At 73.2% G+C, this 13215-nt stretch carries 12 protein-coding genes; 9 read left to right on the top strand and 3 right to left on the bottom strand.

The window, feature by feature from the left end; translation table 11 throughout:
• Positions 1-15 precede the first annotated feature (15 nt).
• From ABD332_RS40195 to ABD332_RS40165, 7 genes are all read left to right on the top strand, one after another.
• Positions 16-651: an NADPH-dependent F420 reductase gene (locus ABD332_RS40195; protein WP_344508768.1), complete on the top strand. Its 636-nt coding sequence runs from the start codon at positions 16-18 to the stop codon at positions 649-651.
• A 158-nt stretch (positions 652-809) separates the two neighbouring features.
• Positions 810-1829: an SDR family oxidoreductase gene (locus ABD332_RS40190; protein ID WP_425552370.1), complete on the top strand. Its 1020-nt coding sequence runs from the start codon at positions 810-812 to the stop codon at positions 1827-1829.
• A gap of 151 nt (positions 1830-1980) precedes the next feature.
• Positions 1981-2568 (top strand): vitamin K epoxide reductase family protein, encoded by a 588-nt coding sequence (locus ABD332_RS40185; RefSeq protein ID WP_344508765.1) that lies wholly within the window; start codon positions 1981-1983, stop codon positions 2566-2568.
• A complete protein-coding gene (ctaF, locus tag ABD332_RS40180) occupies positions 2558-2977 on the top strand; it encodes an aa3-type cytochrome oxidase subunit IV (protein WP_344508764.1) in 420 nt (139 codons plus the stop codon). The genes ABD332_RS40185 and ctaF overlap by 11 nt, the downstream gene beginning before the upstream one ends.
• Positions 2974-4515, top strand: a complete 1542-nt coding sequence (gene qcrB, locus ABD332_RS40175; RefSeq protein ID WP_344508762.1) for a cytochrome bc1 complex cytochrome b subunit — start codon at positions 2974-2976, stop codon at positions 4513-4515. The genes ctaF and qcrB overlap by 4 nt, the downstream gene beginning before the upstream one ends.
• On the top strand, positions 4508-6211 hold the full coding sequence (gene ctaD / locus ABD332_RS40170; RefSeq protein WP_344508761.1) for an aa3-type cytochrome oxidase subunit I: 1704 nt from the start codon (positions 4508-4510) through the stop codon (positions 6209-6211). The genes qcrB and ctaD overlap by 8 nt, the downstream gene beginning before the upstream one ends.
• A gap of 1 nt (position 6212) precedes the next feature.
• Positions 6213-7994, top strand: a complete 1782-nt coding sequence (locus ABD332_RS40165; protein ID WP_344508759.1) for a glycoside hydrolase family 15 protein — start codon at positions 6213-6215, stop codon at positions 7992-7994.
• Between the two features lie 10 nt (positions 7995-8004).
• Here ABD332_RS40165 and ABD332_RS40160 read toward each other — a convergent pair whose 3' ends face one another.
• Positions 8005-8256, bottom strand: a complete 252-nt coding sequence (locus ABD332_RS40160; protein WP_344508757.1) for an SHOCT domain-containing protein — start codon at positions 8254-8256, stop codon at positions 8005-8007.
• Positions 8257-8290: 34 nt separating this feature from the next.
• Complete coding sequence (locus ABD332_RS40155) at positions 8291-8737, bottom strand: DUF6325 family protein (RefSeq protein WP_344508756.1); 447 nt, start codon at positions 8735-8737, stop codon at positions 8291-8293.
• 340 nt (positions 8738-9077) lie between these two features.
• Between ABD332_RS40155 and ABD332_RS40150 the strand changes: the two genes are divergently transcribed.
• Both ABD332_RS40150 and ABD332_RS40145 read left to right on the top strand, forming a co-directional pair.
• Complete coding sequence (locus ABD332_RS40150) at positions 9078-10673, top strand: sensor histidine kinase (RefSeq protein ID WP_344508754.1); 1596 nt, start codon at positions 9078-9080, stop codon at positions 10671-10673.
• Between the two features lie 183 nt (positions 10674-10856).
• Positions 10857-12770, top strand: coding sequence for a sensor histidine kinase (locus tag ABD332_RS40145; RefSeq protein ID WP_344508752.1), 1914 nt, complete (start codon positions 10857-10859; stop codon positions 12768-12770).
• A 30-nt stretch (positions 12771-12800) separates the two neighbouring features.
• Here ABD332_RS40145 and ABD332_RS60225 read toward each other — a convergent pair whose 3' ends face one another.
• Entirely contained in the window at positions 12801-13214 is a 414-nt protein-coding gene (locus ABD332_RS60225) for an MbtH family protein (protein WP_425552369.1), read from the bottom strand.
• Position 13215: the final 1 nt, after the last annotated feature.

Genomic DNA, 13215 nt, shown 5'->3' with positions numbered 1-13215 from the left:
GGGTAGGCGCCAGGTATGAAGATCGGTGTGATCGGCGCCGGCAAGGTTGGCTCCACGCTGGCTCACCTGTACGTCACGGCCGGCAATGACGTCGCCATCGCGAACTCCCAGGGGCCGGACACCCTGCGCGACCTCGAGCATCAGCTCGGCCGTCACGCACACGCCGTCACCGTCGAGGAGGCGGCCCGCTACGGCGACGTCGTGATCGTCGCCGTGCCGTTCTGCCAGTTCGAGGACCTGCCCGCCGAGGCGCTGGCCGGTCGGACAGTGGTCGACGCGACCAACTACGTCCCTGAGCGGGACGGGCACGACGCGGAGCTGGAGCGCGGCGACGTGACCAGCAGCGAGCTGATGCAGCGGCACCTCGCCGGGGCGCACGTGGTCAAGGCGTTCAACGCGATGCGCTGGGACCACCTGCGCGACTACGGCCACTCGGCCGGGTCGAACTTCCGGTACGGCATTCCGGTCTCCGGCGACGACCCGGACGCCAAGTGGCGGGTCCTCGACCTCGTCGAAGAGATCGGCTTCGAACCGGTCGACGCCGGGCCGCTCGTCGAGGGCGGTCGCAAGTACCAGCCCGGGACGGAGGTCTACACCGCGGATCTGGAGGCCGACGAACTGCGCGCCCGGATCGGCGTCGAGGCCGCCTGAACCTGCCGGACCACGGGCGGCGCGGCGCGGCGGGGTGGGTCGGCGCGAAATGTCGATCGGGTCGGCGATTGCAGGTTAGCCGAGGTCCGCATGGGTAGCGGGGGCCTGGCTGCACCTGCCTGGACGGCAGGTGGCGGGCGGGAAGGAGGACGGTGGGGATGGCGACACGGGACGGTCAGCGCGTGATCGTGGTGACCGGGGCGAGCGGGGGAGTCGGCCGGGCGTCCGCCCGGGCGTTCGCGGCGCGCGGTGACGCGGTCGCGCTGCTGGCGCGCGGCGAGGACGGGCTGGCCGGCGCCGAGCAGGACGTCCGCGCCGCCGGGGGCCGTGCCCTGCCGATCGAGGTCGACGTCGCCGACAACGACGCGGTGCAGGCGGCCGCGGACCGGGTCGAGGACGAGCTCGGCGAGATCGACGTGTGGGTCAACGTGGCGTTCTCGTCGGTCTTCGCGCCCTTCGTCGACGTCGCCGCGGACGAGTTCCAGCGCGCGACCGAGGTCGCCTACCTGGGGTACGTCAACGGTACCCGCGCCGCGTTGCGGCAGATGCTGCCCCGCGACCGGGGCGCCGTGGTGCAGGTCGGGTCGGCGCTGGCGTACCGCGGCATCCCGCTGCAGAGTGTGTACTGCGGCGCCAAGCACGCCATTCAGGGCTTCACCGAGTCCGTCCGCTGCGAGCTGCTGCACGACCGCAGCCGCGTCCGCGTCACGATGGTGCAGCTGCCGGCGGTCAACACGCCGCAGTTCGACTGGGTGCTGTCGCGCCTTCGCCGCCACCCGAAGCCGGTCCCGCCGATCTACCAGCCGGAGATCGCCGCCCGCGCCGTGCTGTACGCCGCCGACCATCCGCAGCGCCGCGAGTACTGGGTCGGCGGGTCGACCGTCGGCACGCTGCTGGGCAACAAGGTCGCGCCGGGGCTGCTGGACCGCTATCTGGCCCGCACCGGCTACGACTCGCAGCAGACCGGCGAGCGCGCGGCCAGGCTGCGGCCGAACCTGTGGCAGCCCGCCGACGCGGCGCCCGGCACCGACCAGGGCGCCCACGGCTCGTTCGACCAGGTCGCGCATGCGCGCAGCCCGCAGCTCTGGGCGTCGCAGCACCACGGCCTTCTCGCCGCGGCGTGCGGCGCGGCGGCGACCGCCGGCGCCGCCGTCTGGCTGGCCCGCCGCCGGGCCTGACACGAGACGGACCCGACACGCAAAGACACGAGACGGACCCGACACGCAAAGACACGAGACGGGCCTGACACCCAAAGACACAAAGACGGGCCTGACACCCAAAGACACGAGACGGGCCTGACACACAAACGACAGCGGAAGGAGGCACCGCATGACTCCCGGCGCGAACGCCGGCCTGCTCCACCGCCGCGCGTCGACGCCGTGGTGGTGGCGGCGCGCGGTCGACGGGCCGTCGGCGTGGCCGCGACGCGTGGCCGTGGCCGTGCTCGCCTGCGCCGGGATGCTGGTCTCGCTGCGGCTGGCGTTCTTCCAGTACGGCCTGGTGCCGGCGGTGTGGGAGCCCTGGTTCGGCGACGGCAGCATCCGCGTGCTGGAGTCCGGCTTCTCCCGGGCGCTGCCGGTGCACGACGCCGCGCTCGGCGCCGCGGCGTTCGCGGCCGAGTTCGTGCTCGAGCTGTCGGGCGGCACGACCCGGTGGTGGCGGCGGCCGTGGCTGGTGGTGCTGCTCGGGCTGGTCGCCGGCGGCATGGCGGTGGCCGCGCTGTTCCTGGTGGCGACGCAGGCCTTCGTGGTCGGCGCGTTCTGCACGCTGTGCCTGGTCACGGCGGGCATTTCGGTGAGCGTCGCCCTGCTCGTCGCCGACGAGGTGGTCGCGGTGTGGCGGCAGCTGCGCCGCGCTCGCCGGTACGGGCGGTCCTGGGTGACGGCGCTGCGCGGAGGAGTCGTGGGTGCGCACTGAGTTCAAGGTGTTCGGGGTGATCGCCGGGTTCCTGCTGACCGCCTCGGTCGTCTACCTGTGGTGGACCGGCAGCGGCGCCGCCCACCCGGAGCTGACCGGCGGCATCGCGCTGGGCCTGTCCGGCGTGCTGAGCCTGATCTGCGGCAGCTACTTCTGGCTGGTCGCCCGGCGCATCCCGCCACGCCCGGAGGACCGGCCCGACGCCGAGATCGCCGACGGTGCCGGCCCGGTCGGCTTCTTCGCGCCGCCCGGGTTCTGGCCGTTCGGCATCGCCGTCGCGGTGGCCAGCGCGGCGGTCGGCATCGCGCTGAGCCAGTGGTGGCTGGCCGGCGCCGCCACGATCGGCGCGCTGCTGGCCACGACCGGTCTGGTGCTGGAGTTCTACGCCGGCGCCCCGGAGTCGCGGTGAGCCGCCGGCCGCGTCGGCCGCGCCAGCCGCCCAAGGCCACCCGCGCGGCCCGGGCGGTGGACGAGCGGTTCCAGGCGGCCACGCCGCTGCGCCGGGCGGTGCACAAGGTCTTCCCGGACCACTGGTCGTTCATGCTCGGCGAGCTGGCGCTGTACTCGTTCGTGATGCTGGTGCTGACCGGGGTCATGCTGGCGCTGTTCTTCGACCCGTCGATGCGGCAGGTCACCTACGACGGCTCCTACGTGCCGCTGCGCGGGATGCCGATGTCCGCCGCCTACGACTCGACGCTGCGCATCACCTTCGACATCCGCGGCGGGCTGCTGCTGCGGCAGATGCACCACTGGTCGGCGAACCTGTTCATGGCGGCGATCGTCGTGCACATGGCCCGGATCTTCCTGACCGGCGCCTTCCGCAAGCCGCGCGAGGCGAACTGGGTCATCGGGATCATCATGTTCTGGCTCGGTTTCGTCGAGGGCTTCGCCGGCTATTCGCTGCCCGACGACGGCCTGTCCGGCACGGGCCTGCGCATCGCCGCCTCGATCGTGGAGTCGCTGCCGGTCATCGGCACCTGGGCGTCCACCTCGCTGTTCGGCGGCGAGTTCCCCGGCGAGGTCATCATCGGCCGCCTGTACATCGTCCACGTCCTGCTGGTCCCCGGGGCGCTCGTCGCGCTCATCAGCGTGCACCTGGGCCTGATCGTCAAGCAGAAGCACACGCAGTGGCCGCGGGTGCGGCACACCGGCGCGAACGTCGTCGGCGAGCGGATGGTGCCCGGGTTCGCCGGTCGCTCCACCGGGCTGGCGCTCATCGTCTTCGCCGCCGTCGCGGCGCTCGGCGGGCTGGTGCAGATCAACCCGGTGTGGCTGTTCGGCCCGTACGAGGCCGCCGTGGTGTCCTCGGCGAGCCAGCCCGACTGGTACGTCATGTTCCTCGACGGCGCGCTGCGGCTCATGCCGCCGTGGGAGGTGCGGGCCTTCGGCTACACCCTGTCGCCGGTCTTCTGGCCCGGCGTCGTGCTGCCCGGGGTCCTGACCATGCTCGCCATCGGCTACCCGCTCGGCCACGCGTGGCGGCACCGCGGCGAGGAGTACCACAACCTGCTGCAGCGTCCCCGTGACGCGCCGACCCGTACCGCGGTCGCCGCCATGGCCGGCACCTTCTACCTGGTGCTGACCGTGTCGGCCGCCAACGACCTCATCGCCGACAAGTTCCAGCTCAGCCTCAACGCGCTGGTCTGGGCCGGGCGCATCGGCGCCCTGCTGCTGCCGGCGCTCGCCTTCGCGGTCACCCGCCGGCTCTGCCTGGGGTTCCAGCAGCAGGACCGCAAGCGGCTCGCCCACGGGATGGAGACCGGTGTGGTCATCCGCACCCCGGACGGGGAGTACCGCGAGATCGAGCAGCCGCTCGCCGCCGCCGACCAGCTGCCGCTGCCGTACGCCGGCTGGGTGGTGCCGAAGCGCATGCAACGCGTCGGGGCCGCCCAGCGGGAGCTGGAGAGGCCCGCCCAGCGGGAGCTGGAGAGGTCCGCCGATGAGTGACCGTTCGGTGCTGCCGATCGACCCGGTGCACACCCCGAGGCTGCCCGGGCCGCTGCGCCGCACCGTGCCCGGGTCGCGGGTCGTGCAGGCGCTGGCGACCACCGACGCGAAGCAGATCGGGGTCATGTACCTCGTGACGTCGTTCGGCTTCTTCGTGATCGGCGGGGTGCTGGCGCTGCTGATGCGGGCCGAGCTGGCCCGGCCCGGCCTGCAGCTGCTGTCGCCGGAGCAGTACAACCAGCTCTTCACCATGCACGGCACGATCATGCTGCTGCTGTTCGCCACCCCGCTGCTGTTCGGGTTCGGCAACTACCTGGTCCCGCTGCAGATCGGCGCCGCCGACGTCGCGTTCCCGCGGCTCAACGCCCTCGCGTACTGGCTGTACCTGACCGGCGGCATCGTCACCGTCGCCGGGTTCGCCACCCCGGGCGGGGCCGCGGACTTCGGCTGGTTCGCCTATTCGCCGCTCAACAGCCACGTGCACTCGCCCGGCGTGGGCGGCGACCTGTGGACGATGGGCCTGGTGGTGGCCGGCGTCGGCACGGTGATCGGCGCGGTCAACATGATCACGACCGTCATCACGCTGCGGGCGCCCGGGATGACGATGTTCCGGATGCCGATCCTGACGTGGAACATCTTCATCACCGCGCTGATGGTGCTCATGGCGTTCCCCGTGCTCACCGCGGCCCTGCTCGCGCTCGAGGCGGACCGCAAGTTCGGCGCGCACGTCTACGACCCCGCGCACGGCGGGGCGATGCTGTGGCAGCACCTCTTCTGGTTCTTCGGCCATCCGGAGGTGTACATCGTCGCCCTGCCGTTCTTCGGCATCATCACCGAGATCCTGCCGGTCTTCTCCCGCCGGCCGGTCTTCGGTTACAAGGGTCTCGTCGGCGCCACCATCGCGATCGCCGTGCTGTCCATGAGCGTGTGGGCGCACCACATGTTCGTCACCGGGCAGGTGCTGCTGCCGTTCTTCTCGTTCGTGTCGTACCTGATCGCCGTGCCCACCGGCGTGAAGTTCTTCAACTGGATCGGCAGCATGTGGCACGGCCAGCTGACGTTCCAGACGCCGATGCTGTGGTCGCTGGGCTTCCTGGTGACGTTCCTCTTCGGTGGCCTGTCCGGGGTGCTGCTCGCCTCGCCGCCGATGGACTTCCACGTCTCCGACACGTACTTCGTCGTCGCCCACATGCACTACGTGCTGTTCGGCACGATCGTCTTCGCCGCGTTCGCCGGCGTCTACTTCTGGTTCCCCAAGATCACCGGCCGGATGCTCGGCGAGCGCCTCGGCAAGGCGCACTTCTGGCTGACGTTCGTCGGGTTCCACACCACGTTCCTGGTCCAGCACTGGCTCGGCACCCGCGGCATGCCCCGCCGTTACGCCGACTACCTGCCCACCGACGGCTTCACGGTCTACAACACCATCTCCAGCATCGGCGCGCTCATCCTGGGGCTGTCGATGCTGCCGCTGCTGTACAACCTGTGGTCCTCCTACCGGTTCGGCCGCCGCGTCGAGGGCAACGACCCGTGGGGCTACACCAACTCCCTCGAGTGGGCCACCACCTGCCCGCCGCCGCGGCACAACTTCAGGAGCCTGCCGCGCATCCGTTCCGTCCGTCCGGTGTTCGACGCCGTGCACGGCGAGCTCGCCGGCCGTGACCACGGCAGCCCGGACCCCTCCGGCAAGGAGGCATGACATGACCGCCGTTCACGGTGCGCCGCCACGCCGCGCCGCCGGCGTCTCCGCACCGCAGGTGCTGCGGCAGTACGCCCTGCTGGCCGACGGCCGCCGCGGCGCGCTCATCGGCCCGCGCGGCGACGTGGCCTGGCTGTGCGCGCCGGCCTGGGAGTCGGACGCCGTCTTCACCGGCCTCCTCGGCGGCCCGGGCGTCTACGCGGTCGCCCCGGCCGACGACCGGTTCGTGTGGGGCGGGTTCTACGAGCCGGGCACCCTGATCTGGACCAGCCGCTGGATCACCACCGACGCGATCATCCACAGCCGCGAGGCCCTCGCCCTGCCCGGCGCTCCGCACACCCTGACCCTGCTGCGGCGGGTGGCGGCGATCCGCGGCGACGCGGTGGTGCGGCTGCTGCTGGACGTGTGCGCCGGGTTCGGCCGGCAGCCGTTGCGCGACCTCACCCGCGACGAGCACGGGTGGGCCGGGCGCGCCGGCGACCTGTACGTGCGCTGGCACGGCGCCCCGCAGGCACGGCCCGACGCCTCCGGCGTCCTGCACGGCGAGCTGCGCCTGCCGCCCGGCGGCCGCCACGATCTCATGCTGCAGCTGTCGACCCGGCCGTTCACCGGGCCGGCGCCCGAGGCGGACGAGCTGTGGCCCGCCACGGCGGCGGCGTGGCAGGCGGCCGTGCCCACCACGGTGGACGGCTTCTCCGGCCGGGACGCCCGGCACGCCTGCGCGGTCCTGCACGGGCTGACCACCCCGGAGGGCGGCATGGTCGCCGCCGCCACGACCTCGCTGCCGGAGCGGGCCGAGGCCGGCCGCAACTACGACTACCGCTACGCCTGGATCCGCGACCAGTCCTACGCCGGGCATGCCGCCGCCGCGGCGGGCGCCGACGGGCTGCTCGACGCGGCCGTGCGCTTCGTCTCGCAGCATCTGCTGACCGACGGGCCGGCACTGGCGCCCGCCTACGTGGCGGGGTCGGGCCGGCCGGTGCCGGACGAACGGGACCTCGGCTTCCTGCCCGGCTATCCGGGGGCGCCGGTGCGCACCGGCAACTGGGTCAACGGGCAGTTCCAGCTCGACGCGTTCGGCGAGGCGCTGCTGCTGCTGACCGTGGCGGCCCGCCGGGACCGGCTCGACGCCGACGGCCGCCGGGCCCTGCACCTGGCCGCCGACACCATCGCCCGGCGGTGGCGCGATCCGGACGCCGGCATCTGGGAGCTGCATCCGCGGCCCTGGACCCATTCCCGGCTCACCTGCGTCGCCGGGCTCCTGCGCGCGGCCGGCGCGGTCACCGGACCCACGGCCGCGCGCTGGCGCGACCTGGCCGGGTCCATCCTGGCCGACACGCAGGCCACCTGCCTGCACCCGACCGGCCGATGGCAGCGCGCACCGGACGACCCGCGCGTCGACGCCGCCCTGCTGTTCCCCGGGATCCGTGGCGCCGTGCCGCCCGGCGACCCCCGCACCGCCGCCACGCTCGCCGCCGTGCGGGCCGAGCTCACCGAAGACGGTTACGTGTACCGGTTCCGGGCCGACGACGCGCCGCTCGGCGGTGCGGAGGGCGCGTTCCTGCTGTGCGGCTACGGCATGGCCCTGGCCGAGCAGCAGGCCGGCAACCCGGTCGCCGCCGCCCGCTGGTTCGAACGCAACCGCGCGGCCTGCGGCCCGCCGGGCCTCTATGCGGAGGAGTACGACGTCCGGCAGCGGCAGCTGCGCGGCAACCTGCCCCAGGCGTTCGTGCACGCCCTGCTCCTCGAGACCGCCGCGACGCTGCCCGATCCGACGGGCTGAAGAGGTGTGGTCAGGTGCTGAGGATCCGGGCCTTCTGCTGCTCGAACTCGGCCTCGGTCAGCACGCCCTGCGCCTTGAGCGCACCGAGCTGCTGGAGCTGCGCGAGCCGGTCGGACGTGTCGTCCCCGGAAGCGTAGGCGGCCTGTTGCTGGTCCTGCGCCGCCCACCGGCCGGCCTGGTGCCGGGAGACCCGGTTGGACACGGCGGTCGCGGTGCCGGCGACCACGGTGGTGCGGGCGATGCCGCGAAGCAGTCCTGGCATGGTCGGCCTCCTATCGGCTGAACTGTCGGCTGAGCTATCGGCTGACTTCGGTGTCGACGCGCTCGACGGCCGCGAGCAGTGCCTGCACCGGGATCCGTCCGCCGGCGACGAGCTGGCCACCGCCCCGGCGCAGCGTTGTGGCCAGTGGTGCGGCCCACCGGTTCTCGTACACGAGGATGGCCGCCACGCTGCCCTGGTTGAGGACGTCGGCGGTGTCGGCGAGGTCCTCGGCGTCGACCAGCCCGGTCGTGACGCCCTCGAACATCAGCAGGTCCAGCTTGCCGTCGTGGTCGACGTCGGTCAGTTCCAGCCCTTCGACCGTGCCGTCGCCGAGCTTCCTGACGAAGACGAGATCGAGAATCCTGATGATGCCGCGTTCGACGAGGTCGACGAGCAGCGGCAGCCCTTCGCCGGTCACCCGGCCGTCGGGGAACTCCACCACCAGGTAGTCGACCGGACCCATGTCCTCGAGATCCCGCATGCAGAAACCGTGCCGCCGCGCGCCGGGCGCCGGCCTCGCCCGCGCCGGATGACCGGCCCGGGTGCGGCGGGGCGCGCGGACGGCGGGTGCGATGCCGTTCCATCTATTGTCCTAGGAAGCTCTAGGGGTTGGGCAGTCGCTCACGGCGCTGCGGGTGCCGGCCGACGCGTCGTGCGCCGGTCCACCGTCCGGCGGCACGGGTGAAATCCGGGGTGGCGGCAGAGGTCGCCCGGACGGGTGCGGCGCGCGGGCCGGGTCGAGGCGCGGCGGACGGTCGGGCGGGGGCGGTAGCGTAAAGCGAATGTCGTTCTGATCGCCTCTGGTCAGGATCATCCCCTTGTTGCGCAGACCCTGGTCGACCTCGCTCCTCGTCGCCGCTGTGTCGGTGGCTGCCGTCGTCGGCCTGGGGAGTTCGGGGCTGCTGTCCCCGCGGTGGTCGCGGTTCGTCGACGACGCCGCGCAGCTCTCCGCGGCGCTCGCGGCGACCCTCGTCTGCTGGCTCACCGCCCGCCGGCACACCGGCGGTCAGCGGTGGTGGCGGGTGTGGATGGGCGCCGCGACGTGCGGCTGGATGATCGGGCAGTTCTTCTGGTCCTGGTACCGGCTGGTCAACGGCGAGGTGCTGCCGAGCCCGTCGCTCGCGGACGCCGGGTATCTCACGCTGCCGGTGTTCGCGCTCCTGGCGGTCTACACGCTGGCCGCCGAGCGGCCAGCGCAGGGCGCCGCGTGGCGCCGCCGGGGGAGCCTGGTGGTGGTGCTCGACGGGCTCATCGTCGTGGGTGCGCTGTTCGTGCTCACCTGGTCCACCACGCTCGGGGCGGTGGTGCGGGCCGGTGCGGCCACCACGCTCGAGTACTCGGTCGCGATCGCCTACCCGGTCACCGACCTGCTGCTGACCATCATGATCGTCCTGCTGGTCGCGACGACGGCGGCCGCGCCGAACCGGGCGCAGCTGGTCGTTCTCGCCGCCGGGCTGTTCGCGCTGTCGTTGTCGGACAGCGTGTTCGCGTATGCGGTGACCAGGGGCGTGGGCAACATGTCGCCCCTGGCCAACTCCGGGTTCGTCGCCGGGCACGCGCTCATCGCGGTCGCCGCGCTGACGCCCGTCCGGGAGATGCCGCACTGGCCGGTGCGCCCGCGGGCCCGCTGGGGCCACATGATGCTGCCGTACGTGCCGGTCGTCGGCACGGGCGTGCTGGTGATCGTGCAGCTCGCCCGGGGCGTCGAGATGGACGGCACCGAGATCGTCGCCGAGACCATGGTCATCGTGCTGCTGATCATCCGGCAGGGGGTGGTGCTGGTGGAGAGCGCCAACCTCGTCGCGTCGCGGACCCGGCTCGTGCTCGCCGCCGACGAGACCCGCCGGCGGCTCGAACGCGACCTGCACGACGGCGTGCAGCAGCGGCTCCTCTCGCTGGGCCTGGAGGTGCGCCGGGTCGAGACGACGGTGCCGCCGGAGCTGGCGGAACTGCGTCAGGACCTGTCCGCCGTCGTGGACGGGCTGAACGGCGCCGTCGACGACGTGCGGGAGCTCTCCCGCGGCGTACACCCGGCGATCCTCGTGCAAGGCGGCCTGCGACCGGCGCTCAAGGGGCTGGCCCGCCGCTGCGCCGTCCCCGTGGACCTCGAGATGGAGGTGGAGGGCCGGCAGCCGGAGCCGATCGAGGTCGGGGCGTACTACGTGGTGGCGGAGGCGCTGACGAACGCCGTCAAGTACGCCAGGGCGACGGTCGTCCACGTCGTCGTTTGCGCGCAAGGTGGCTACCTGCACGTGACGGTGAACGACGACGGGGCCGGCGGCGCGGACCCGAAGGGAGGCACCGGTCTCATCGGGCTGATCGACCGGGTCGAGGCGCTGGGCGGCACGCTGACCGTCGAGAGCCCCGCCGGCCGGGGCACCCGCCTGCAGGCCGACTTCCCGCTCGGCGAACCGTGACCAGGTCCGGATCGCGGGCAGGAGCGGACGCGGCCGTACCCCACGTGCCGCGGGTGAGATGTCACCCGCATCGGGTGGTGTTGACGGTCGTCAGGAAGGCGAACGGTCGGACGTGTGCATGCTGGACCGGTGCGGACGCGGCCCAGTCCCGCAATCACGCCCTCGCCGACCGGGGGAGGCCGCATGACGGTGACCAGCAGTGTTCGGCGCCGGCTCATGACGCTGTTGCTACCGGACACACCGCCGCCGCTCCTCGTCGGTGTCATCGTCGCGGCGGTGGTCATCACGGCCGAGACGGCCCTGCTCGGGCTGCTGCATGCCACCGAACCGCAAAGGTCGCCGACCGCCGTCATCTACATCCTCGGCGTGGTGGCGTTGACCATCGTGTGGGGCGTCCGGCTCGGCGTCGGTGTGGCGGTGGTCAGCTCGCTGGTGTTCAACTTCGTCCACGTGCCTCCGGGCGGCCTGCACCTGACCGCGGTGCAGGACCTCCAGCGGGCCGTGGTCTTCGCGATCGTGGCACTGGCCAGCGGCGGGCTGGCCGACCTCGCCCGGGCGCGCGCGATGGAGGCGCGGCAGCTGGCGGTCGAGGCGGACATCGTCGCCCACGTCGCCCGCTGCGTCCTCGGCGCGGACGACCTGCCGTCGGCGCTGCGGTCCGGGGCGCGGTGTGTCGCGGCCGGGTTCGGCCTCTCCAGCGCGTCGATCGAGATCGGCGACGCACCGGACCCGGCGAAGGCAGCCGGCGCGACCGTGCTCGAACTGGGCGACGGGAAGCGCCGCCCGGTGTGGCTCGTCGTCCCGGACGACACCCCGCCGGCGACGCTGGAGCGCATCCGCGAGCGGATCGGCCCGCCACTGGAGGAGGTCGTCAGCACCGCCGTGAAGCGCCAGGAGCTCGTCAGTACCCTGCGAGCCAGCCAGCAGGCGACCCAGGCCCTGCTGTCGGAGCAGGCGGCGCTGCGGCGGGTGGCCACGATGGTCGCCGCGGGCGGGCCGCCCGGCACGGTGTTCGCGGCGGTGACGGCCGAGCTGCACCGACTGTTCCGGGGTTTTCACACCGCGCTGCTCCGGTACGAGCCGGACCGCAGCGTCAGGACGGTCTCGGAGCGGGACGAGGGCGGACGGGTGCTGCCCGACCAGCCGAGCCGGCCGATCGAGGGCGAGAACATCGTCGGCACGATCCTCCGCACCCGCCGCACGGCACAGATCGACTACGACACCGCCAGCGGGCCGATCGCCGAAGAGCTCCGGGCCCGCGGCGTCCACCGCGGCCTCGGCGTGCCGATCATCGTCGACGGTGAGCTGTGGGGGGTCACGCTCGTCCTGTCCTACAAGCCGGGGCCGGTGCCGGCCGACGCGGAGAACCGCCTGCTCGCCTTCACCGAGCTCGTCGCCACCGCCATCGCGAACACCGAGAACCGCGCCCGGCTCGTCGCGTCCCGCGGCAGGCTGGTCGCCGCGGCGGACGACGCGCGGCGGCGCATCGAACGCGACCTGCACGACGGGCCGCAGCAGCGCATCGTCGCCCTCGCCCTGCGGCTGCGCATGGCGGAGGACGCGACGGCGGGCGACGTGCCGGCGGCGCGGCGCCTGCTGTCCGACACCGTCAGGAACCTCACCGAGATCCACGAGTCGATGACCGACCTCGCCCGCGGCATCCACCCGGCGCTGCTGACCCAGGGCGGGGTCTGCCCGATGCTGCGCACGCTGGCCCGGCGCAGCATCGTGCCGGTCGAGCTGCGGCTGCAGGTGCCGGGCCGGCTTCCCGAGCGGGTGGAAGTGGCCGTGTACTACGTGGTCTCGGAGGCGCTGACCAACATCGCCAAGCACGCGCAGGCGCCGGTCGCCCTCGTCACGGTGGACGCGGACGAGCGGTCCATCTGGCTGTCGGTCCGCGACGACGGTGCCGGCGGGGCCGACCCGGAAGCGGGCACGGGGCTCGTCGGCCTGCGCGACCGCGTCGAGGCGCTGGGGGGCCGGTTCGGCGTCGTCAGCCCGCCGGGGCAGGGGACGACCCTGACCGCGGAGATCCCGCTCGCCCAGCCGGACCCGCACGCCGTCGCGGAGTCGTTCCCGATGGCCGCCGCCGGCTGAGTGCGCGCGGGCCGGTGGTCCGGCGGACGGTCAGCGGGCCGCCCGGTGGCGGAGGCGCTCGGTCGCGATGAAGTCGGTCAGGGTGTCCAGGTCCTCCAGGGCGTGCTGGTTGAAGTCGGCGGCCACGCCGTGCTCCGTCTCGATGGCGTCGACCAGGCGGATGATCGCCAGCGACGACACGCCCATGGCGACCAGCGAGCAGCCGGCCGTGGCGACGTCGTGCGGGGTGAGCCGGTCGTCGCAGGCCTGCGAGACGGCGCCGGCCAGCCAGGCGCGGATCCGGGTGCGGGCCGGGGTCTGATCGGTCCAGACCCGCTCGACGTGGTCAAGGCACTCGTCCCGGGTGCCGCGGTGGCCCTCGGCGACCCAGCCGGCCGGCAGGTCGTCGGCCACGGGCCAGACCGAGTACTGCTCGTCGGCGTTCATCACGACGCGGTGGTCCATG

Source organism: Dactylosporangium maewongense (genome assembly GCF_039531485.1).
GTDB lineage: Bacteria > Actinomycetota > Actinomycetes > Mycobacteriales > Micromonosporaceae > Dactylosporangium > Dactylosporangium maewongense.
Note: the sequence above shows the minus strand (reverse complement) of the source record. Positions and strands in the feature narration are given on the sequence as shown.

Coding starts and splice junctions, on each gene's coding strand:
- ABD332_RS40165 (WP_344508759.1), top strand. CDS start 6,213: ATGACCGCCGTTCACGGTGCGCCGCCACGCCGCGCCGCCGGCGTCTCC.
- ctaD (WP_344508761.1), top strand. CDS start 4,508: ATGAGTGACCGTTCGGTGCTGCCGATCGACCCGGTGCACACCCCGAGG.
- ABD332_RS40160 (WP_344508757.1), bottom strand. CDS start 8,256: ATGCCAGGACTGCTTCGCGGCATCGCCCGCACCACCGTGGTCGCCGGC.
- ABD332_RS60225 (WP_425552369.1), bottom strand. CDS start 13,214: ATGGACCACCGCGTCGTGATGAACGCCGACGAGCAGTACTCGGTCTGG.
- ABD332_RS40155 (WP_344508756.1), bottom strand. CDS start 8,737: ATGCGGGATCTCGAGGACATGGGTCCGGTCGACTACCTGGTGGTGGAG.
- ABD332_RS40195 (WP_344508768.1), top strand. CDS start 16: ATGAAGATCGGTGTGATCGGCGCCGGCAAGGTTGGCTCCACGCTGGCT.
- ABD332_RS40145 (WP_344508752.1), top strand. CDS start 10,857: ATGACGGTGACCAGCAGTGTTCGGCGCCGGCTCATGACGCTGTTGCTA.
- ABD332_RS40185 (WP_344508765.1), top strand. CDS start 1,981: ATGACTCCCGGCGCGAACGCCGGCCTGCTCCACCGCCGCGCGTCGACG.
- ABD332_RS40190 (WP_425552370.1), top strand. CDS start 810: ATGGCGACACGGGACGGTCAGCGCGTGATCGTGGTGACCGGGGCGAGC.